Below are 21,807 nucleotides of genomic sequence, written 5' to 3' on the forward strand. Positions count from 1 at the left end.
ACAAACGCCGAAATAACAACCCAACATAATGATTTAAAATAGAAAAATCATTACAAATGCGTGAAACCCACGGAGTGTAAACGATTCCACTAATTTATTCCATGTCACACTTTTCTCATCTTTGTTATGCTATGGTTATTGCATACCATAGGCTTAACGGAGCGAATTATGAGAGTATTGGTTACAGGTGGTAGCGGTTACATTGGAAGCCACACTTGCGTGCAGTTGTTGAAAAACGGTCACGAGGTGGTGATCCTGGACAATCTCTGCAACAGCAAACGCAGCGTTTTGCCCGTCATTGAGCGTTTAGGTGGCAAGCAGCCGACCTTCGTGGAAGGGGATATCCGTAACGAAGCGCTGATAACCGAAATTCTGCACGATCATGCCATTGACACGGTCATTCATTTTGCGGGTTTAAAAGCCGTTGGAGAATCCGTTGCCAAGCCGTTGGAGTACTATGACAACAACGTCAATGGCACCCTGCGTCTGGTGAATGCAATGCGCGCCGCCAACGTGAAAAACTTCATTTTTAGTTCCTCCGCAACCGTCTATGGCGATCAGCCGCAAATTCCTTACGTTGAAAGCTTCCCCACCGGCACGCCGCAAAGTCCGTACGGCAAAAGCAAGCTGATGGTAGAACAAATCCTGACCGACCTGCAAAAAGCACACCCCGACTGGAGTATCGCCTTACTGCGCTACTTTAACCCTGTTGGTGCTCATCCGTCGGGCGATATGGGGGAAGATCCGCAAGGTATTCCCAACAACCTGATGCCTTACATCGCACAAGTTGCCGTGGGCCGCCGCGAGTCCCTTGCCATATTTGGCAACGACTACCCAACTGAAGATGGCACCGGCGTTCGCGACTACATCCACGTGATGGATCTCGCCGACGGCCACGTCGTCGCGATGGAAAAACTGGCGGGCAAACAGGGTGTGCATATTTACAACCTCGGAGCAGGCATCGGCAGCAGCGTACTGGACGTGGTCAACGCCTTCAGCAAAGCCTGCGGTAAACCCATTAATTACCATTTCGCCCCGCGCCGTGATGGCGATCTTCCAGCTTACTGGGCAGATGCCAGCAAAGCCGATCGCGAGCTTAACTGGCGCGTGACCCGCACACTGGATGAAATGGCACAAGACACCTGGCACTGGCAGTCACGCCACCCGCAAGGATATTCGGATTAAGGACCAATCATGACGCAATTCAATCCTGTCGATCATCCACATCGCCGTTTTAACCCGCTTACCGGGCAGTGGATCCTCGTATCACCGCATCGCGCCAAACGCCCGTGGCAAGGGGCGCAGGAAACCCCGTCTAAGCAGGTACTGCCTGCACATGACCCGGACTGTTTCCTGTGTGCTGGCAATACGCGCGTTACCGGTGATGTAAATCCGGATTACACCGGGACCTATGTTTTTACCAATGATTTTGCGGCGCTGATGTCCGATACCCCGGACGCGCCGGACAGTCACGATCCGTTGATGCGTTGCCAGAGCGCGCGCGGTACCAGCCGCGTAATTTGCTTCTCGCCCGATCACAGCAAAACGCTGCCAGAACTCAGCGTCCCTGCGCTGACAGAAATCGTAAAAACGTGGCAGGAGCAGACCGAAGACTTAGGGAAAACCTATCCCTGGGTGCAGGTATTTGAGAATAAAGGCGCGGCGATGGGGTGCTCGAACCCGCACCCGCACGGTCAAATTTGGGCCAACAGCTTTTTGCCTAACGAAGCTGAACGTGAAAATCGCCTACAGAAAGCATACTTCGCCGAACAGGGCGCGCCGATGCTCGTTGATTACGTCCAGCGTGAACTGGCAGACGGCAGCCGTACGGTCGTTGAAACTGAGCACTGGCTGGCGGTTGTCCCTTACTGGGCCGCGTGGCCGTTCGAAACGCTGCTGCTGCCGAAAGCGCATGTGCTGCGTATTACCGATTTGACCAACGAGCAGCGTGCTGACCTGGCGCTGGCGTTGAAAAAACTGACCAGTCGTTACGACAACCTGTTCCAGTGCTCATTCCCCTACTCCATGGGCTGGCACGGCGCGCCGTTTAACGGTGAAGAAAACGAACACTGGCAGTTGCACGCGCACTTTTACCCGCCGCTGCTGCGTTCCGCGACCGTGCGTAAATTTATGGTCGGTTATGAAATGCTGGCAGAAACCCAGCGAGATCTGACCGCAGAACAAGCGGCTGAGCGACTGCGTGCGGTCAGCGACATCCATTTTCGCGAATCCGGAGTGTAAATAATGAGTCTGAAAGAAAAAACACAATCTCTGTTTACAGAAACGTTTGGCTACCCTGCCACCCATACTATTCAGGCACCGGGTCGTGTAAACCTGATCGGCGAACATACCGATTATAACGACGGCTTCGTTCTGCCCTGCGCCATCGACTATCAAACCGTCATCAGTTGCGCGGCACGCGACGATCGAAAAGTACGCGTCATCGCCGCTGATTACGACAATCAGGTTGATGAGTTCTCTCTCGATGCGCCGATTATCGCCCACGACAGCCAGCAGTGGTCAAACTACGTGCGTGGCGTGGTAAAGCATCTGCAAAAGCGCAATAACGCCTTTGGCGGCGCGGATCTGGTGATCAGCGGTAACGTCCCGCAGGGTGCGGGCTTAAGCTCTTCTGCCTCACTGGAAGTCGCTGTTGGTACGGTATTCCAGCAGCTCTATCATCTGCCGCTCGACGGCGCGCAGATTGCCCTGAATGGCCAGGAAGCTGAAAACCAGTTTGTCGGTTGTAACTGCGGCATCATGGATCAGCTGATCTCCGCACTTGGCAAGAAAGATCATGCGCTGCTGATCGACTGCCGTACGCTGGGCACCAAAGCCGTTTCTATGCCTGAGGGCGTAGCGGTGGTGATCATCAACAGCAACTTTAAACGCACGCTGGTCGGCAGCGAATACAACACCCGTCGCGAACAGTGTGAAACCGGCGCGCGTTTCTTCCAGCAGCCAGCGCTGCGTGATGTCAGCCTCGAAGCGTTTAACGCTGTCGCCCACGAGCTGGATCCGATTGTTGCCAAACGCGTGCGCCACGTCATCACGGAAAATGCGCGTACCGTTGAAGCCGCACAGGCACTGGAAAAAGGCGACCTGCTGCGCATGGGCCAGCTGATGGCGGAATCTCACGCCTCAATGCGCGATGACTTTGAAATCACGGTGCCGCAAATTGATACGCTGGTAGAGATTGTCAAAGCGACCATCGGTGATAAAGGCGGTGTGCGGATGACCGGCGGCGGCTTCGGCGGCTGCATCGTGGCGCTGATCCCGCAAGATTTGGTTCCTGCCGTACAGCAGGCTGTCGCCACACAGTACGAGGCAAAAACCGGTATTAAAGAAACATTCTACGTCTGCAAACCTTCACAAGGAGCCGGACAATGTTAAACGAAATCCCCGTGCAGGCTCCGGACGGTCAACCGTTTCGCCTGCTCACCCTGCGCAATGACGCAGGGATGGTAGTCACGCTCATGGACTGGGGCGCGACCCTGCTCTCTGCGCGTATTCCGCTTAGCGATGGTAGCGTGCGCGAAGCATTACTCGGCTGCGCCAGTCCGGAACAATACCCGGAACAGGCTGCATTTCTGGGGGCTTCGATTGGCCGCTACGCGAACCGTATCGCCAACAGCCGCTATACCTTTGCTGGCGAAACCGTTGAATTACTGCCAAGTCAGGGCAATAACCAACTGCACGGCGGACCAGACGGTTTCGACAAACGTCGCTGGCAGATAGTCAATCAGAATGACCGTCAGGTGCTGTTCGCCTTAACGTCTGACGATGGCGATCAGGGCTTCCCAGGCCATCTTTGCGCCACCGCGCAGTATCGCCTGACGGATGATAATCGTATTTCGATAACTTATCGTGCCACGGTCGATAAACCCTGCCCGGTGAATCTGACGAATCACGTCTATTTTAACCTCGACGGCGATAAAACGGATGTGCGTCAGCATAAGCTGCAAATTCTGGCGGACGAGTACTTACCGGTTGACGAAATGGGTATCCCGCATGATGGACTGAAATCCGTCGCCGGTAGCACGTTCGATTTCCGCACCCCTAAAATCATCAGTAGCGAATTTCTGGCCGATGACGATCAGCGCAAGGTGAAAGGTTACGATCACGCCTTCCTGCTTCAGGCACAGGGCAACGCGCGTACGCCGGTCGCTCAGTTGTGGTCACAGGATGAAAAACTGCAGATGGTGGTCTACACCTCGGCCCCGGCATTGCAGTTTTACTCCGGTAACTTCCTCGGTGGTACGCCTTCCCGCGGGCCAGAGGCCTACGAAGACTGGCAAGGCCTGGCGCTGGAAAGTGAATTTCTGCCGGACAGCCCGAACCACCCTGAGTGGCCACAGGCGGATTGCTTCCTGCGTCCGGGTGAAGAGTATGCCAGCGTGACGGAATATCAGTTTATTCCAGCCTGATGTCGTCCTCAATGTAAAATGCCCGGCGATGTAAACCGCCGGGTAATTCATCACAGATCGCGATAGGTTCCCAGCCGGAATCCCAACTCCACCACTGCACGTTGCAGTGCAGGCGAAGTCAGTACCTCCAGTTCATCCAGTCGCGGAAAACAATAACTGCTGGCCATGCCTGTTTTGTCGATAAAAGCAGGATGACACATCAGCTCGACAGATTGTTCATCACCCAGTGTTGCCCGTCTTAGCGCTTCAAGAACGAAGCGATCAGAGACATTTTCAGCATAAAAATCATTGATAAAGCGTTCAACTCCGCGTACCCCTTGTACCGGGATATTTTGCTGCCGGATCGCCTGCCAGTCGAGGCGTACTGGTACGCCTTTTTTACGAGCAAAATCTGACACATGCTGCCAAACCTGAGGAATAAAATGGACATGATGATGGCTATCAATATGGGTTGGCTGACGCCCAAAAAGCGAGACAAAGCGATCAAACTGCTGGTGTAATTCAGCCACAATATCCTCATCCGCCAGTGAGCCCTGTTTTGCTACCTCCCACACCCATTTCCCTAAATGACCTTCTCTCACCAGGGAAGGCATCGCGGACAGTGGCCTGCCATAACTGAGAACAAAATGTAAACCAACACCTAGCAAGGGATAATCAGCGCTGATCTCCGCCGCATGTTCGATACCCCCGGCATTCATCATTGCTGTCGTTGAGGTAACTAAGCCATGGCGATGTGCCTCAATAATGCCGTAATTTACCCCCGGGCTTAGTCCAAAATCATCGGCATTAACAATCAATAATTTCATCATGTCGCTGGTCCTTTGGTTGATTGTCTGGTTGCAGGAATAAGTGAAAAGCATCAGCAAACTGGGGCAAATACTGTTGATTAGCCAGCAGCATTTCCCGCGCCAAAACTTCAGCGCCCAGGTCTGAATTCACCAATGGATTGAGATTCAACGCCAGCAAAATGTCGTTAAACTGACCGCTCAGGGAAGCATGTGAAGCAGCGATTTCAAACGCTTTTATGGTGTGGATCAACCCCAGTACTTTCTCATCAAAATGCGTAATACGCGGGTGCGGTGTAGCGCCATGCTTACCCAGCAAACAGGTCATTTCTACAGCCCAATCCGCTGGGATATTATCAATATGTCCATGATGCGGTACATTAATATAATGTTCAGTTTGCTTATCGTTATAAATAGCATTAATTACTTCGCAAGCCGCATCTGAATAGTAAGCTCCCCCACGGGCTTCAAGTTCCGCAGGTTTAGTATCCAACTGAGGATTTTTATAGATTTCAAATAGCTGTTTTTCCAACTTCTGAACTATCTGTGCGCGAACGTTACCTTTGTAATACTCACCTATTTCTATCGCCAACATCTCTTTATGTTTGAAATAATAGAGAAGATATGAACACGGTAGTAAATTAAGTGAACGCAACAAACCTTCACTAAACGGTAGACTATAAATATTTTTGACCGAACTGCCGCCAATCGTTCCCGAAGCAACCCGTTCCATTACCTCAGCAAAACGTGATTGCCCATTTACCCAAACATCACGAATGAAAACCAAATGATTCAACCCAAACAGATCAAGAGAAACGTCATCTTGTTTGGTTAACGCCAATAGATCTTCTAACAACATCCGCATTCCTATCGGGACATTGCAGACACCAATAAAACGTTTAAAATCGGTATAGCGATATACAGCTTCTGTTACCATTCCTGCAGGGTTGGTAAAGTTAATAATCCAGGCCTGAGGACAAATATTCTGTACATCTTGCACAATATCTAAAATAACAGGTATTGTACGTAGCCCCTTGAATAGCCCACCGGCACCATTGGTCTCTTGCCCCAGATACCCCTGTGACAACGGAATACGCTCATCCTGTTCACGTGCCTTTAGCTGCCCAACTCGAAATTGTGTAGTAACAAAATCCGCATTTTGTAACGCTTCCTGCCGGTTAAGACTTTTATGGATGGTCATCGGCACGCCCGCCTTAGCCACCATACGCTGGCATAACGCGAAAATGATATCGAGTTTGGCTTGACCTTCTTCAACATCCACTAGCCATAACTCGCTGACAGGTAACTCGTGATAGCGCTTAATAAATCCATCGAGCAATTCCGGAGTATAGCTACTGCCTCCCCCAATGGTGACTACTTTTAATTTTTTCATTTCGACTCCTGAAAGCAGTCTCCTGCAATCTGTTGTTATTTACTTAACTCACTAGCGCCTGATACCAAAAGTGCTAATGATTGGTGTTGACCAACTGCCTGCGATAATTACCCGGCGTAAATGATGTCAATTTTTTAAAATTATTAATAAAAATCCCTGGGCTACTGAAACCTGCTTCAAAAGCAATATCCGTCACAGAAAAATTAGTTGTCTCCAACTGCTTCTTACAATAATCAATACGAATATCATTAATTATTTGCCCAGGTGTTTTCTGGTAATAACGATTTGTTGCACGCGTAAGATACGATTGGGTTTTTCCGGAGAGTCTGACCATATTATTTAATGCCTGATCTGCAAACATTGATTTTTTGTGCATTTCTCTTATCAGTTGAGATAACCAGCCGGGCACGGAATCTGACCGTGGATTGTCTTCATAATGCTGTAGCCGATTGACGATATAAAAAGTAAGTAATTTATTGAATTCATCGCACTCGCTCTGATGTACGCCCAACGTTGATAATGTAGATTCTATGCAGGTCAAAAATGCATTTGACATCGTATAACGTTGTGATGCCACAAAACATGAGGGCAGCATATTCAAATAATGTTCATCAAAATAGCACTTACTGACTCCCATATTTAAAATGCGAGTAACACCGTAATCATAAAAAGTTTGATGATATGACCCCACAGGAATAAACACAAAATCACCACGCTCCATTATAACGTGTTTACCATTAATCTCCTGACAACAACTTCCCGTCAGCACAAGGGTAAACTCATAATAATCATGCTGGTGTAATCCACTAATACTCTCCGTTTTATCAAGGATAAAGAAGTAAAAGTCCTTACCCTTTAAAAACTGATTTTCATGAACAGTGTTAATTTCCATGGTAGTTCCTCATTAAAACTTCAAAGCATTAGCGATATCTTCCTCGCTCTCTTCCTCATCAATAACGTTTTGCGCTTTATTAGCAATAACAACAAATGGCAGATAAATTATCGTTGCCATGGCAAGATTCACTAATGCCATAATCAAAGCGGCAACACTACCATTTGAATTGAAAAATGCTCCCAGTCCAGGCGGCATCGTCCACGGTGCAAAGTTTGTGGATGGAGGGATAATACCTAATGAATACACCAGCAGGGTGATTCCCGCCAGGATTGGCTGAATAAGCACAAAGGGGATCATCAACACTGGATTCATAATGATTGGCAAGCCAAACAAAATAGGCTCGTTAATATTAAAGAGTCCCGACGGCAGCGCCATTTTGGCCACCTGACGATAATCCGCACGGCGCGAGGCAATAAAAATGGCAACAATCAGACCAAGCGTCGCTCCCGTTCCCCCAAGGTAAACATACGATTCCAGCATTGGGCCTGTCCAAAAGTGGAAGCTTTTACCCGCGGCCAGTGCTGCATCGACAGAACCAAAATGGGTGTAGGTCTCCATGTTTTCCATTCCCCACGGACCGAGGATACCGCTATTCAGCGCAGTTAGCGCCAGGCCTCCGTGCACGCCGAAAAACCAGAGTAATGAATTAAATATGACATATGCCCATCCCACAATACTGCCAAGTGACGCCAGTGGAGTGGAGATCGAATTAATAATCACCTGGTGGAAATGGGTACCCGCCAGAGAAAGCCCCCATGATATGAGCCCCATAATTAAAAGAATGATGAAACCGGGGAGCAAAGCAGTAAATGAACGAGAGACTGACTCCGGTACGCTATCGGGTAGCTTGATAACCCATTGACGGCGGATAATAAAAGCAAACATCTCAGCAACGACCAGACCTATTACAATCCCTGAGATAATATTCGCGCCGCCAAGCCAGTTTGCGCCAATGGCACTCGCCTGCTCTACGGTAAATGGTGTTACGGTCATAAAAGACGCGATTGATAATAAGCCAGCGGCCAGAGCATCGACTTTACGCTCTTCAGCAAGTGCCATACCAATAAAAAATGGTGTCATTAATGACATTATCCCCAGCGTGCCGTTATAAACGCTGCCACCAATGACTTTTAATTGTTCCAGAGAAACAATTGTTCCTCCATCCAGTCGCACCCCCATTGACCAGAAGAATGATCCTTCACCAAAATTAAGTAGCACATTGTTAATAAGAACAAACATTGCCCCAACCAGCGTTAAAGGCATTAACCTGATAAAGCCATTTTTAATGGCATTGACATGTACCTGTTTTCCAAGTTTTACGGCAACAGGTAAGATCACCCTTTCCAGAGAGCTTATTGCACCTGACATGATAAATATCCTCAAATATGAAATCTGATAAGGAAATGAATTATTGTGAAATTCTTTGACGGAAAATTAATCGTTCGAACATTTACTCAGAAATTATGAATAGCATACTTGAAGACATTCAAAGGCAGTAATGAGTAAGGTACTTGAATTCCGTTTGATTGACTTTTTGGTATGAGGATTTTCACATTTTGAACAATTTTCAGGCTCTGCATTCACTGAAAATCTCGCCCCTTTTCTCTCGGGTGCTCAGTCACTCACCTTGCTCTCCCTAAACAACCTCTCATTTACATGTTTCTTACATTAATGACTAATTTTCGCTATTGTATAAGGATAAGCATTGCCGCTGACGGATTACGGCAATATAATGAGAATTATTATCATTCGATATGATTTATAGGAGTGAATGTATGGCTGTAACTAAGCTGGTTCTGGTACGTCACGGTGAAAGTCAGTGGAACAACGAAAACCGTTTTACCGGTTGGTATGATGTTGATCTGTCCGAGAAAGGCGTGGGCGAAGCAAAAGCGGCAGGAAAACTGCTGAAAGAGGAAGGCTACAGCTTTGATTTTGCTTATACCTCCGTGCTGAAACGTGCCATCCACACCCTGTGGAACGTACTGGACGAACTGGATCAGGCCTGGCTGCCGGTTGAGAAATCCTGGAAACTGAACGAACGCCATTACGGTGCGCTGCAGGGTTTGAACAAAGCAGAAACCGCGGAAAAATACGGTGATGAGCAGGTTAAGCAGTGGCGTCGCGGCTTTGCGGTTACCCCGCCGGAACTGACCAAAGACGACGAGCGTTACCCGGGTCACGATCCGCGTTATGCGAAGCTGACCGACAAAGAGTTACCAGTTACCGAAAGCCTGGCGCTGACCATCGATCGCGTTATCCCTTACTGGAATGAAACCATTCTGCCGCGCATGAAAAGCGGTGAGCGCGTAATTATCGCCGCTCACGGTAACTCTCTGCGTGCGCTGGTTAAATACCTTGATAACATGGGCGAAGATGAGATCCTTGAACTGAACATCCCGACCGGCGTACCGCTGGTGTATGAGTTCGACGAAAACTTCAAGCCGATCAAACACTACTATCTGGGTAACGCTGACGAGATCGCAGCAAAAGCGGCGGCCGTTGCGAACCAGGGTAAATCGAAGTAATTTTCGCGGTAAGTTAAAGAAAAAGCGTGGATTTCTCCACGCTTTTTTTATTTCGACACGACCAGAAAATGTAGGCCAAATAAGGCATCGCCGCCATCCGGCAGTCTGCACCGGAATGCCTGATAGCACTACTCTTCTCAGGCCCAGGGGACTTGGTTAACCGCGACGCGCTTTTACCGCATCCGCCAGTTGACGCAACACCGCATCGGTATCTTCCCAGCCAATGCAGGCGTCGGTGATACTCTTACCGTAGGTCAGCGGCTCACCGCTATCTGGATTCTGATTACCTTCCACCAAATGGCTTTCGATCATCACGCCAATAATTGCTTTTTCGCCACCGGCGACTTGTCCGCAAACATCCTTCGCAACATCCATCTGCTTTTTGAACTGCTTGCTGGAGTTGGCATGGCTGAAGTCGATCATCACTTGCGCAGAGAGTCCTGCTTTGACCAGGCCTTCTTTCACGTCCGCAACGTGCTGAGCGCTGTAGTTCGGCTCTTTGCCACCGCGCAGAATGATATGGCAATCGCCATTACCACTGGTATTCACGATCGCTGAATGACCCCATTTGGTGACAGACAGGAAGCAGTGCGGTGCCCCTGCAGCGTTGATTGCATCAATCGCCACTTTGATGGTGCCATCGGTTCCGTTTTTAAAACCAACCGGGCAGGACAGACCCGATGCCAGCTCGCGGTGCACCTGAGATTCTGTTGTACGTGCCCCAATCGCGCCCCAGCTCATCAGATCGGCGAGATATTGTGGGGTGATCATATCGAGGAATTCACCCGCTGTCGGCAATCCGCTGTCGTTGATATCCAGCAGCAGTTTACGCGCAATGCGCAGCCCATCATTGATCTGGAAGCTGTTGTCCATGTGCGGGTCGTTGATAAGCCCTTTCCAGCCAACGGTGGTACGCGGTTTTTCAAAATAGACGCGCATGACGATTTCAAGCTCACCTTTTAACGCTTCGCGCAGCGCCAGCAGACGAGTGGCATACTCTTTGGCAGCTGCCGGATCATGAATAGAGCATGGCCCAATCACCACCAGAAGGCGATCGTCGCTCCCTTTCAGAATTTTATGAATCGCCTTACGGGCATGAGCCACCGTATTGGCGGCATTTTCAGTAGCGGGGAATTTTTCCAGCAGTGCGACTGGTGGTAATAACTCGTTGATCTCTTTAATGCGTAAATCGTCGTTCTGATAATTCATGATTATTCCAGCGTTGCCATACTTATATAAATGAATGCAATCCCTCCAATCTATATCTTCAGTCATAAAGTGTAAACGGGGTTTTACACTTTGGACGGATTAATCCTGGAATTGGCCAAAAAAACGCAATAAAGTAGCGAAAAACGAGATCCAAACTACAATTTCTAACTGTAACAGCTTTAATTTTCATAGATTTCAAGATTCTATGCTGGTTTTAATTTCCATAGCAAAACGATTAACCACATATTAATGATGTAACTGGCACATGCACTGTTGGAAGACGTTATCCGACATATCGACCTTAACAGGAGCATATTATGCATATGACAAAGCTGGCTTCACTCTTCCTTACCGCTACACTCAGCCTCGCCAGCGGCGCGGCACTGGCTGCTGAAAGCAACGCGCAGTCCAATAACGGTCAGGCAAATTCCTCGGCTGATGCAGGACAAGTCGCCCCAGACGCCCGCGAAAACGTGGCGCCAAATAATGTCGACAACAGTAACGTGAATTCAGGTGGCACAATGCTGCACCCGGACGGTTCATCAATGAACCATGAAGGGATGACCAAAGATGAGATGCACAAAAACACTATGTGTAAGGACGGTCGCTGTCCTGATGTGAATAAGAAGGTTGAAACCGGAAACGGCATCAACAATGATGTTGACACAAAAACTGATGGCACCACGCAGTAACGCTGAAATTAAAGCTAATAACGGGAGAGCAATAGCTCTCCTTTTTAATTTTATCATCCCAAAAACGGTATGATGGCATACAGTAAAGATGAGAATAACAAAGGGATGGCATAATGGCGCACGCACATACTCATACTTCCTCTGAGCAACCCAAGGACAATAATGCCCGCCGACTGATGTTCGCATTCTGCATTACAGCCGGATTTATGTTGGTTGAAGTGGTGGGTGGCATACTTTCTGGTTCACTGGCCTTGCTGGCCGACGCCGGGCATATGCTCACGGATGCTGCGGCGCTGCTTTTCGCGCTGCTGGCCGTCCGGTTTTCCCGTCGCCCGCCCACAATACGACACACCTTCGGCTGGCTGAGGCTCACGACGCTGGCCGCATTTGTTAATGCCATCGCATTGGTCGTTATCACCATTTTAATCGTCTGGGAGGCGATTGAGCGCTTCCAGACACCTCGCCCCGTGGCTGGCGGCATGATGATGGTTATTGCTGTCGCGGGTCTACTGGCCAACGTGCTCGCTTTTTGGGTTTTACATCGCGGCAGTGAAGAGAAAAATCTGAACGTCCGCGCCGCGGCGCTGCATGTGATGGGCGATTTACTCGGCTCTGTCGGGGCAATCATCGCTGCGCTGATTATTATCTGGACGGGCTGGACACCCGCGGACCCAATTCTCTCGATTCTGGTTTCCGTGCTGGTGCTGCGTAGCGCCTGGCGATTGCTAAAAGATAGCGTTAATGAATTACTGGAAGGTGCCCCGCTGACGCTGGATATCGCCGCACTGCAGCGCCATCTCAGCCGGGATATTCCTGAAGTCCGCAACGTTCACCATGTCCATGTCTGGATGGTGGGCGAAAAACCGGTAATGACGCTGCATGTTCAGGTGATCCCGCCACACGATCACGATGCGTTGCTGGAGCGTATTCAGCATTTCCTTATCCATCACTACCAGATTGAACACGCCACAATCCAGATGGAGTATCAGCCGTGCAATGGGCCGGACTGTCACCTGTATCAGGGCGTGTCCGGCCATTCACATCATCACCATTAATGAGAAAGCGCGTGGGAACCCCGCTCACGCGCACTGTTAATCCACATCCTGCTACCGTTCAGGGCGATAACCGTCAGGATCATATATTCCAGCGACATGGCATATACGCCTTGCAGGGCAAAGATCACCACGCTAATGACGTTAATGATCACCCACAGCAGCCAGTTTTCAACGTATTTGCGCGTCATCAGGATCATCGCTGCAATCGACAGCACCATCATGCAGGAGTCCCAGAACGGGAATGCATCGGGTTGTAGTTCAGGCACAACAACCTGTAATCCCAATGCCTGCATAATATTCACCGCAATGCCTGTCAGGAACGCAAAGACCGGATCGATATAGATCGACATCAGGCCGATCGCCACCACGCAAGCCGCCAGCCAGCCGATCGCTTTTGGAAGCGGTAGCCAGCGAATTTTCAGTTCCGCTTCATGCTGGTTGGTTTGCCGGGACCAGGCATACCAGCCGTAGATATTTGCGGCAAAGAAGAAAACTTGCAGCAACAAGCTGGCATAGAGCTGGATCTGAAAGAAGATAATTGCAAACAGCGTGACGTTTATCAGACCGAAGAAGTAATTGCTGATTTTCTCAAGGCTCGCCAGGCCAATACACAGCAACCCGGCGATCGTTCCCACGGCTTCGATCCACGACAAATCGTAACCACCCGCGCCAATCGGAATATGTACCAGAATGTTCTGCGTGCTAAAAAAGTCCATCTTTTCCCCCAGAGCAAAAATAAATAATTACGCTCGAAGTGTAGCCGCAAATTCCAACATACGGTTTAACGGCAACAGCGCCCCTTCTCTCAGCGAGTCCTCAACATGTATCTCATGAGCCGCGCCGCCATGTTCCAGGCCCTCAGCAATCGCCTTCAGGCCATTCATCGCCATCCACGGACAATGCGCACAGCTGCGACAGGTTGCCCCCTCGCCAGCCGTCGGAGCTTCAAGCAGCTCTTTATCCGGAACGGCCTGCTGCATTTTGTAAAAAATGCCCCGGTCAGTCGCCACAATCAACTGCTTATGCGGCAACGATTTAGCCGCGTTGATGAGCTGGCTGGTTGAGCCAACCGCATCTGCCATATCAACGATAGACTGAGGGGACTCCGGGTGCACCAGCACCGCGGCATCAGGGTAAAGCCCTTTCATGCGTGTTAAAGCCTGGGTTTTAAACTCGTCGTGGACGATACAGGCCCCCTGCCAACAGAGCACGTCTGCGCCGGTCTGTTTTTGCACGTAGTTGCCCAGATGTCTGTCCGGAGCCCAGATGATTTTTTCACCTAAACTATCAAGATGTTCAATAAGTTCAACCGCGATACTGGAAGTCACGACCCAGTCCGCACGTGCTTTAACGGCAGCAGAGGTATTGGCGTAAACCACCACGGTACGATCCGGATGCGCGTCGCAAAATGCGCTGAACGCGTCAATCGGACAGCCCAGATCTAATGAACATTCCGCCTGTAAGGTCGGCATCAGGATGGTCTTTTCCGGGCTGAGAATTTTGGCAGTTTCTCCCATAAACCTCACGCCCGCAACCAGCAGCGTAGAGGCAGAATGCTTTGCACCGAACCGCGCCATCTCCAGAGAATCAGAAATACAGCCCCCGGTCTCTTCCGCTAACTGCTGAATTTCAGGATCGGTGTAATAATGCGCGACCATAACGGCATCACGCTCTTTCAGCAGGCGCTTGATTTTTTCACGATAAAATTGCTTTTCATCCACACTTAGCGGTACTGGCTTCGGCGGAAACGGATAAATTGCTGCTTCTGGATCAAACATCACGCTCATCTTGCTTTCTCGTTTCACTGGCTTAACGAAATAACCGATTAAAAGCGTGACGCACGCCATATTCGGTTTGATTTGTTTTGTATGCTAAACAAGATAGCGGATTGGCGCAGAAAAGTCACAATAATTGCGTGTGATGAATGCCGGATGGCGTCTGACGTCTTATCCGGCCAACGCGAGTAGTATCGTCTGTAGGCTGATAAGCAAAGGACATCAGGCAATCTTATAAATCGCAGATAGCAAAAAGGCGCCTTTAGGGCGCCTTTTTACACTGGTGGGGCGTGCAGGATGACTCGCTTCGCTTGCCCTTCGGGCCGTCGCCGTGAACGGCTCCGTTGTCTCACTGCGTTCGACCCGAACCTGCTGCAGGTTCGAATCTTATAAATCGCAGATAGCAAAAAGGCGCCTTTAGGGCGCCTTTTTACACTGGTGGGGCGTGCAGGATTCGAACCTGCGACCAATTGATTAAAAGTCAACTGCTCTACCAACTGAGCTAACGCCCCCGTATGGGGTTTACTACTTCAATTATCCAGGATGGTGGGTCGTGCAGGATTCGAACCTGCGACCAATTGATTAAAAGTCAACTGCTCTACCAACTGAGCTAACGACCCGCTCGGATGTCACCTGAAAAATTCTTTACTCGACACCAATATAACAATTGATATGGCGGCGTGCAGGATGACTCGACTTCGTCTCGCCCTAACGGGCCGTTGCTAAAGCAACGTTATCCTTCACGTTTAACACCTGAGTACAATGTTAAAGTTGGTGGGGCGTGCAGGATTCGAACCTGCGACCAATTGATTAAAAGTCAACTGCTCTACCAACTGAGCTAACGCCCCGAGTGGTGGGTGATGACGGGATCGAACCGCCGACCCCCTCCTTGTAAGGGAGGTGCTCTCCCAGCTGAGCTAATCACCCGATACTACGCTGGATACTGCATTAAGTGGTGGGGCGTGCAGGATTCGAACCTGCGACCAATTGATTAAAAGTCAACTGCTCTACCAACTGAGCTAACGCCCCACTTTTTTCGCCGCTTTCGGGCTGTTTGATATCCCTTGGCAACGGCGGCATATATTACTGATTTCAGATTTTAGCGCAACAAAAATTTCGATGTAAATAACTCAACTGCTTAGGAATCACACGACACGACCAGAAATAACACGATTTCTGGTCGCATGGTGGTCATTACATCGCGCCAAGGCGTTTTTGCGCTTGTTTCGCGCCATCAGTGCCAGGATATTTAGTGATAACCTGCTGATAAACCGCTTTAGCTTTTGCTGTGTCACCTTTGTCCTGCATGATGACGCCGACTTTATACATCGCGTCTGCAGCCTTAGGTGATTTTGGGAAGTTTTTAACTACCGAAGCAAAATAGAACGCAGCATCATCTTTTTTACCCTTGTTGTAATTCAACTGACCCAGCCAGTAATTCGCATTGGGCAGGTAAGTAGAGTCCGGGTACTTTTTGATGAAGTTCTGGAATGCTTCAATCGCGTCATCCTGGCGGGATTTATCCTGCACCAGAGCAATCGCTGCATTGTAATCGGTATTCGCATCGCCAGTTTGCACGGGAGCCCCTGACGTTGCTGCAGCTCCCGCATCAGGTGCAGGGGTTGCCGCCCCACTCTGATCGCCACCTGTAGACTGTGCCGCAGGCGCACTACCGCTGCCAAGATTATTCATCTGCAGCAATATCTGCTTCTGTCGCTCAACAACCTGATTCAGTTGATATTGATTTTCCTGAATTTGACCACGCAGGGAATCGATATCGGACTGATTATCGGAGAGTTGTTGCTGGAGTTGGGTTAAAAGCTGACTGTGAGCGTTAGAAATACGCTCGAGTTGAGTGACACGGTCTTCGACCGAGCCTGAGCCGACACTACTGATTGGCGCCTGTGCAAAAGCGGCCCAGGGGGCCGCTATGCCAACCAGTAACGACAGACTCAACAGGTGATGTCTGAAGTTACTGCTCATGCAATTCTCTTAGTAAACCAGTACGGCGCGACGGTTTTTGGCGTAAGCCGCTTCGTCATGACCCAGTACTGCAGGTTTTTCTTTACCGTAAGAAACGATGGAGATCTGGTCAGCAGAAACGCCTTTACCCTGCAGGTACATCTTAACGGCGTTCGCACGACGCTCACCCAGGGAGATGTTGTACTCAGGAGTACCACGTTCGTCCGCATGACCTTCTACGGTGACTTTGTAAGACGGGTTGCTACGCAGGAAGTTAGCGTGAGCATCCAGCATTGCAGCGAAGTCAGAACGGATATCGTACTTGTCCAGATCGAAGTAAACGATGTTGTTCTGCTGCAGCTGTTGCATCTGAAGACGCGCTTGCTCTTCAGAAGACATGTTGCCGCTGCCGTTTGCATCCATACCAGTGCCGGCACCCAGCATGCCTTCGCTGCCGTCATTGCTGGCGTTCTTGTTAGAAGAACACGCTGCAATAGCCATAACAGGCAGAGCAATCATCAGCCCTTTCAGCACTTTGTTCAGTTGCATTTCAATGATTCCTTTATTAATCAATTATTTATTATCACAGATACGGCGACCAGGCAGGGAATTTAACCTGACCATCAGTTGCCGGAAGACGCGCTTTGAAACGCCCATCTGTAGAAACCAAATTCAGCACGGATCCCATCCCCTGAGAAGAGCTGTAGATTACCATAGTGCCGTTAGGTGCCAGACTTGGCGTTTCATCCAGGAACGTTGACGACAGGACTTGTACGCCACCCGCTACCAGATCTTGTTTGGCAATGTGCTGCTGACCATTGGCTGAGCTTACCATTACCATAAACTTACCGTCGCTGCTCACATCCGCATCCTGGTTTTGCGAACCTTCCCAGGTAATACGCTGCGGAGCACCGCCGTTGACGTTAACTTTATATACCTGCGGACGACCGGCCTGGTCAGAGGTAAAGGCCAGGTTTTGGCTGTCCGGGAACCAGGTAGGTTCCGTGTTGTTGCTGCGACCATCCGTCACTTGACGGATCTGACCGGAACCAATGTCCATGACATACAAGTTCAGGCTACCGGTTTTAGACAGGGCAAACGCCAGTTTGCTGCCATCCGGAGAAAACGCAGGTGCACCGTTGTGACGTGGGAACGACGCTACCTGACGAACCGCGCCATTAGACAACGTCTGAATAACCAGCGCAGAACGACCGCTTTCGAAAGTGACGTATGCCAGCTTTGAACCGTCCGGAGACCATGCCGGAGACATCAGCGGCTGCGGAGAACGGTGTACCACAAACTGGTTGTAGCCATCGTAGTCGGATACACGTAATTCGTACGGGAACTGGCCGCCGTTCGTCTGAACAACATAAGCGATACGGGTACGGAATGCACCTTTAATACCGGTCAGTTTTTCAAACACTTCGTCACTTGCAGTATGGCCCGCGTAACGCAACCACTGCTTGTTCACTTTATAGGTGTTCTGTGCCAGTACGGTACCCGGTGCGCCACCGGTATCTACCAGTTGATAAGCAACGCTGTAGGAACCATCCGGATTTGGCGTAACCTGACCTACTACCACGGCATCAATACCCAGCGCAGACCATGCGGCAGGTTGAACTTCCTGTGCGGTACCCGGCTGCTGCGGCAGGCGAGAACGGTCTAACGGATTAAATTTACCGCTGTTACGCAGGTCAGCACCTACGATACCACCGATATCTTCAGGTGCAGCACCCGGCCCTGCCCACTGGAAGGGGACAACACCAATCGGGCGTGCCGAGTCCACCCCCTGGGTGATCTCGATACGTACTTCTGCGTGCAGCACCGCTGCCCACAGCATCAGAAAACCAAATGCTACTCGTAATGCCTGCTTCATCATATCTCCCTTATCTGGACGGAAAGCCCACGATAATTTAGCAGAATGTTAACAAACTCAAATACACAAAACTACCAGAACGCTGTCTCAACCTTAGACCGTTTCCCCTGAATTCTCAGGGACGTTATTACAGTTTAAAGTCCAGCTTGGCATCTTTTACTTTTTCATAAACAGCCTGGCTAGGCGGTTTAGGAATTCTGGCTGTTTTCGCAGCCGTCAGCGCAGCCTGACACAATGCCGGATCTCCGCCCTCTTCGGTCACATCCAGTAACAGACCATCGGGTGCTAACTTGATATGTAATACGCAAGATTTACCCGCATACAAATCGGCACCATACAGACGGCTCTGGATCGCATTACGAATTTGAGATGCGTAAGCACTGATATCAGCGCCAGATGCACCGCCATTTGCACCACTTGTACCACTATCTTTCGCCGGTTGACCGTTTCCTTTCGCTCCACCACCCGATTTCGGTGCATTCTTACCGGAGCTTAAGTCGCCCAACAAGTCGTCAACGCCAGAGGCTGCAGCTGCTTTTTCGGCCGCAGCCTTTTTCGCAGCCGCCGCTTTATCTGCCGCAGCTTTCTTATCGGCAGCGGCTTTCTCGGCTGCAGCTTTTTTATCTGCTGCTGCTTTTTCCGCTGCGGCTTTCTTATCAGCCGCAGCCTTTTCAGCAGCGGCAGCTTTCGCGGCAGCGGCTTTTTCTGCTTTCTCTGCAGCAGCTTTCTCGGCTGCTGCTTGCTTAGCGGCTTCAGCCTGAGCTTTCTTCGCAGCGTCTGCGGCAGCCTTAGCAGCTTGTGCTTCGGCAATTTTCTTCGCATCAGCGGCGGCTTTAGCGGCCTCAGCCTCTGCTTTTTTCTGTGCGTCCGCAGCGGCTTTCTTCGCGGCATCTGCCGCTTGTTTCGCCTGAGCATCAGCTTTGGCCTTCGCGTCTGCAGCAGCCTTCGCCGCAGCTTCTTCAGCCTGTTTCTGTTGCTCTTGCGCTTTCGCGGCGGCGGCTTCGGCCTGTTTCTGCTGTTCCGCCTGTTCGCGCACTTTTTCCTGCGCGGCTAAACGTTCTTTTTCAAGTTGCTTCAGTCGCTCTTGCTCGGCCGCCTGCTTCTCGCGAAGCTCCTCAGCTTGCTGCTGCGCCTGTTTTTCACGCTGCTCTTCTGCACGTTTAGCACTTGCCTGCTGTTGCTGCTGCCTGTCGTACTGTTGCACAACGGCGCCAGGATCGACCATAACGGCGTCGATGGACGAACCGCCACCGCCGCCGGCTGAAGCATCAATGTGCTCATCGAACGAACTCCAGATCAGCGCTGCAAATAAAATGACATGCAGCACCGCTGAAATAATTATCGCCCTTTTGAGCTTGTCGTTTTGTTCGGTTGCCTTTGACACTCTCGGTTCCCAAAAAACTGTTCGCCTGTTACGCGCTATCTTTCAAGCCAGCAAAACGCAGTCATCAGATTGGCTGCGTCATCAAGCCAACCGATTTTACGCCTGCACTGTGTAACAAGTTCAGCGCTTTAATTATTTCATCATAAGGCACGTCTTTCGCACCACCGATTAAAAAGACCGTTTTCGGATTGGTCTGCAGGCGACTTTTCGCTTCCGCGATAACCTGCTCCGGCGGCAGTTGATCCATACGATCTTTCTCAACGACCACGCTGTATTGCCCTATCCCGGAAACTTCAATAATGACCGGCGGTTCGTCGTTACTGCTGACAGCTTGCGATTCGGTCGCATCCGGCAGGTCGACTTCCACACTCTGCGTAATAATCGGCGCGGTTGCCATAAAGATCAGCAACAGCACCAGTAGTACGTCGAGCAGCGGTACAATATTGATTTCGGACTTGAGTTCGCGACGACCTCGTCCACGCGTTCTGGCCATGGCTTACCCCTTGTTGCTCTCGCTAACGGTAAACGCCTGGCGGTGCAGAATCGCGGTGAACTCTTCCATAAAGTTGTCGTAATTCAGTTCCAGCTTGTTCACGCGCTGATTCAGTCGGTTGTAAGCCATAACCGCCGGGATTGCCGCAAACAGACCGATAGCCGTTGCAATCAACGCTTCCGCGATACCCGGTGCGACCATTTGCAGCGTTGCCTGTTTTACCGCGCCTAACGCGATAAATGCGTGCATGATCCCCCAAACGGTACCGAACAGACCGATATACGGGCTGATAGAGCCTACGGTGCCGAGGAATGGAATATGCGTTTCCAGCGTTTCCAGTTCACGGTTCATCGAGATACGCATCGCACGGGATGCCCCCTCAACGACCGCTTCCGGCGCATGACTATTCGCCCGATGCAGACGCGCAAACTCTTTGAATCCGCTGTAGAAAATTTGTTCCGAACCCACCAGATTATCACGACGCCCCTGGCTTTCCTGATACAGGCGCGACAATTCAATGCCGGACCAGAACTTGTCTTCAAATGCTTCAGCTTCACGTGAAGCCGCATTAAGAATACGGGTCCGCTGGATAATAATGGCCCAGGATGCGATTGAGAAACCAATCAAAATCAACATGATAAGTTTAACCAGAAGGCTTGCCTTCAGGAACAAATCAAGGATATTCATGTCAGTCACTGCTTAAACTCCGCGACAATAGACTTGGGAAGCGCACGAGGCTTCATTTTGAGTGGATCAACGCAAACAATCAGAACTTCGGCTTCATTCAGCACGGTGTTCTCTGCGTTGACAATGCGTTGCGTGAAAACCAATGAGGTGCCACGCATTGACGTAATTTCGGTTTGGACTTCGAGCATATCGTCGAGCCGGGCAGGCGCAAAATACTCCAGCGTCATCTTGCGCACCACAAAGGCTACACGTTCGGCCAACAGGACCTGCTGACTGAAGTGATGATGACGCAGCATTTCTGTGCGTGCTCTTTCGTAAAAAGCGACGTAGCTGGCGTGGTATACCACCCCACCGGCATCGGTGTCTTCATAGTAGACACGAACCGGCCATCGAAACATATACTTGTTCATTCTTACTGCCTCTTTGTTGGCTTCGCCCACTCACACCGGTCGCTTAACTTTGTAAGCGCCTGGTGACTCGCGTTCTTGCCGCCGCGATGCTTCAAGAATGTCGTTGTATATCGCGCTGTATTCACTTTACATCCCGGTAATGCAATTAAGTTGCGTCCTGATGGTCCAGTGTCGCCACCGCACACAACTCCAGGGCACAACCTTAGGTTAATGCTTTCAAACTTCGCTACTATACG

Annotated in this window: 21 protein-coding genes, 5 tRNA genes and 1 other RNA gene; 7 read left to right on the plus strand and 20 right to left on the minus strand. The window is 50.3% G+C overall.

Translation table 11 applies throughout. The features are described from left to right. Positions 1 to 168 precede the first annotated feature (168 nt). Genes galE through galM form a run of 4 tightly spaced genes read left to right on the plus strand, consistent with a single transcriptional unit; the run spans position 169 to position 4,427 of the window. Positions 169 to 1,185, plus strand: a complete 1,017-nt coding sequence (galE, locus tag KQJ19_RS07840; protein WP_016152323.1) for a UDP-glucose 4-epimerase GalE — start codon at positions 169 to 171, stop codon at positions 1,183 to 1,185. A 9-nt stretch (positions 1,186 to 1,194) separates the two neighbouring features. Next, the gene (gene galT, locus KQJ19_RS07845) at positions 1,195 to 2,241 is read left to right on the plus strand and encodes a galactose-1-phosphate uridylyltransferase (protein WP_016156021.1); all 1,047 of its coding nucleotides are present in this window, start codon (positions 1,195 to 1,197) and stop codon (positions 2,239 to 2,241) included. A gap of 3 nt (positions 2,242 to 2,244) precedes the next feature. Next, the gene (gene galK, locus KQJ19_RS07850; RefSeq protein WP_080859023.1) at positions 2,245 to 3,393 is read left to right on the plus strand and encodes a galactokinase; all 1,149 of its coding nucleotides are present in this window, start codon (positions 2,245 to 2,247) and stop codon (positions 3,391 to 3,393) included. Next, positions 3,387 to 4,427 carry a galactose-1-epimerase gene (gene galM, locus KQJ19_RS07855; protein ID WP_019076309.1) on the plus strand — a complete coding sequence of 347 codons (1,041 nt, stop codon included), beginning with the start codon at positions 3,387 to 3,389 and terminating at the stop codon, positions 4,425 to 4,427. The genes galK and galM overlap by 7 nt, the downstream gene beginning before the upstream one ends. 50 nt (positions 4,428 to 4,477) lie before the next feature. On the opposite strand, the gene chbG is transcribed toward galM, so the two are convergent. The 4 genes from chbG to chbC all read right to left on the minus strand — a co-directional run bounded on the left by chbG (position 4,478) and on the right by chbC (position 8,868). Beyond that, a complete protein-coding gene (chbG, locus tag KQJ19_RS07860; protein WP_141874991.1) occupies positions 4,478 to 5,236 on the minus strand; it encodes a chitin disaccharide deacetylase in 759 nt (252 codons plus the stop codon). Beyond that, the gene (locus KQJ19_RS07865; RefSeq protein WP_052137983.1) at positions 5,214 to 6,605 is read right to left on the minus strand and encodes a 6-phospho-beta-glucosidase; all 1,392 of its coding nucleotides are present in this window, start codon (positions 6,603 to 6,605) and stop codon (positions 5,214 to 5,216) included. The genes chbG and KQJ19_RS07865 overlap by 23 nt, the downstream gene beginning before the upstream one ends. Positions 6,606 to 6,678: 73 nt before the next feature. Next, positions 6,679 to 7,497, minus strand: coding sequence for a transcriptional regulator ChbR (gene chbR, locus KQJ19_RS07870; RefSeq protein ID WP_047497788.1), 819 nt, complete (start codon positions 7,495 to 7,497; stop codon positions 6,679 to 6,681). A 12-nt stretch (positions 7,498 to 7,509) separates the two neighbouring features. Further along, positions 7,510 to 8,868 carry a PTS N,N'-diacetylchitobiose transporter subunit IIC gene (gene chbC, locus KQJ19_RS07875; protein ID WP_200051427.1) on the minus strand — a complete coding sequence of 453 codons (1,359 nt, stop codon included), beginning with the start codon at positions 8,866 to 8,868 and terminating at the stop codon, positions 7,510 to 7,512. A gap of 407 nt (positions 8,869 to 9,275) precedes the next feature. Between chbC and gpmA the strand changes: the two genes are divergently transcribed. Then, a complete protein-coding gene (gpmA, locus tag KQJ19_RS07880; protein ID WP_141874989.1) occupies positions 9,276 to 10,028 on the plus strand; it encodes a 2,3-diphosphoglycerate-dependent phosphoglycerate mutase in 753 nt (250 codons plus the stop codon). A gap of 156 nt (positions 10,029 to 10,184) precedes the next feature. Here the strand turns inward: gpmA and aroG are convergent, their stop codons facing one another. Next, positions 10,185 to 11,237, minus strand: coding sequence for a 3-deoxy-7-phosphoheptulonate synthase AroG (gene aroG, locus KQJ19_RS07885; RefSeq protein WP_016152319.1), 1,053 nt, complete (start codon positions 11,235 to 11,237; stop codon positions 10,185 to 10,187). Between the two features lie 317 nt (positions 11,238 to 11,554). On the opposite strand from aroG, the gene KQJ19_RS07890 reads away from it, so the two are divergent. Together KQJ19_RS07890 and zitB are read left to right on the plus strand one after the other, a co-directional pair. Next, entirely contained in the window at positions 11,555 to 11,929 is a 375-nt protein-coding gene (locus KQJ19_RS07890) for a YbgS-like family protein (protein WP_016152318.1), read from the plus strand. 113 nt (positions 11,930 to 12,042) lie between these two features. Further along, entirely contained in the window at positions 12,043 to 12,984 is a 942-nt protein-coding gene (zitB, locus tag KQJ19_RS07895; RefSeq protein ID WP_019076308.1) for a CDF family zinc transporter ZitB, read from the plus strand. Here zitB and pnuC read toward each other — a convergent pair. The 15 genes from pnuC to ybgC form a co-directional block, all read right to left on the minus strand. Beyond that, entirely contained in the window at positions 12,981 to 13,700 is a 720-nt protein-coding gene (gene pnuC, locus KQJ19_RS07900) for a nicotinamide riboside transporter PnuC (protein ID WP_016152316.1), read from the minus strand. The genes zitB and pnuC overlap by 4 nt on opposite strands. Before the next feature lie 27 nt (positions 13,701 to 13,727). Next, positions 13,728 to 14,771 carry a quinolinate synthase NadA gene (gene nadA / locus KQJ19_RS07905; RefSeq protein ID WP_016152315.1) on the minus strand — a complete coding sequence of 348 codons (1,044 nt, stop codon included), beginning with the start codon at positions 14,769 to 14,771 and terminating at the stop codon, positions 13,728 to 13,730. Positions 14,772 to 15,040: 269 nt separating this feature from the next. Then, a non-coding RNA gene (locus KQJ19_RS07910) (RtT sRNA) lies at positions 15,041 to 15,166 on the minus strand. 29 nt (positions 15,167 to 15,195) lie between these two features. Then, positions 15,196 to 15,271 (minus strand) — tRNA-Lys (locus tag KQJ19_RS07915). 32 nt (positions 15,272 to 15,303) lie between these two features. Beyond that, positions 15,304 to 15,379 (minus strand) — tRNA-Lys (locus KQJ19_RS07920). 152 nt (positions 15,380 to 15,531) lie between these two features. Further along, positions 15,532 to 15,607, minus strand: a tRNA-Lys gene (locus tag KQJ19_RS07925). Between the two features lie 3 nt (positions 15,608 to 15,610). Beyond that, a tRNA-Val gene (locus KQJ19_RS07930) sits at positions 15,611 to 15,686 on the minus strand. 26 nt (positions 15,687 to 15,712) lie between these two features. After that, positions 15,713 to 15,788, minus strand: a tRNA-Lys gene (locus KQJ19_RS07935). Between the two features lie 165 nt (positions 15,789 to 15,953). Continuing rightward, positions 15,954 to 16,742 carry a cell division protein CpoB gene (gene cpoB, locus KQJ19_RS07940; protein ID WP_016156016.1) on the minus strand — a complete coding sequence of 263 codons (789 nt, stop codon included), beginning with the start codon at positions 16,740 to 16,742 and terminating at the stop codon, positions 15,954 to 15,956. Between the two features lie 9 nt (positions 16,743 to 16,751). Next, positions 16,752 to 17,270 (minus strand): peptidoglycan-associated lipoprotein Pal, encoded by a 519-nt coding sequence (gene pal / locus KQJ19_RS07945; protein ID WP_003022983.1) that lies wholly within the window; start codon positions 17,268 to 17,270, stop codon positions 16,752 to 16,754. A 34-nt stretch (positions 17,271 to 17,304) separates the two neighbouring features. Then, positions 17,305 to 18,597 (minus strand): Tol-Pal system beta propeller repeat protein TolB, encoded by a 1,293-nt coding sequence (tolB, locus tag KQJ19_RS07950; RefSeq protein ID WP_003022981.1) that lies wholly within the window; start codon positions 18,595 to 18,597, stop codon positions 17,305 to 17,307. Positions 18,598 to 18,724: 127 nt separating this feature from the next. Next, the gene (tolA, locus tag KQJ19_RS07955; protein ID WP_016152313.1) at positions 18,725 to 19,981 is read right to left on the minus strand and encodes a cell envelope integrity protein TolA; all 1,257 of its coding nucleotides are present in this window, start codon (positions 19,979 to 19,981) and stop codon (positions 18,725 to 18,727) included. 64 nt (positions 19,982 to 20,045) lie between these two features. Next, positions 20,046 to 20,474 carry a colicin uptake protein TolR gene (tolR, locus tag KQJ19_RS07960; protein WP_003022978.1) on the minus strand — a complete coding sequence of 143 codons (429 nt, stop codon included), beginning with the start codon at positions 20,472 to 20,474 and terminating at the stop codon, positions 20,046 to 20,048. A gap of 3 nt (positions 20,475 to 20,477) precedes the next feature. Beyond that, a complete protein-coding gene (tolQ, locus tag KQJ19_RS07965; protein WP_016152312.1) occupies positions 20,478 to 21,170 on the minus strand; it encodes a Tol-Pal system protein TolQ in 693 nt (230 codons plus the stop codon). Next, positions 21,167 to 21,571, minus strand: a complete 405-nt coding sequence (ybgC, locus tag KQJ19_RS07970) for a tol-pal system-associated acyl-CoA thioesterase (protein ID WP_003831439.1) — start codon at positions 21,569 to 21,571, stop codon at positions 21,167 to 21,169. Before ybgC ends, tolQ begins: the two co-directional genes overlap by 4 nt. Positions 21,572 to 21,807 lie beyond the last annotated feature (236 nt).

This window comes from Citrobacter sp. S46_ASV_140 (assembly GCF_018919545.1).
GTDB lineage: Bacteria > Pseudomonadota > Gammaproteobacteria > Enterobacterales > Enterobacteriaceae > Citrobacter > Citrobacter braakii.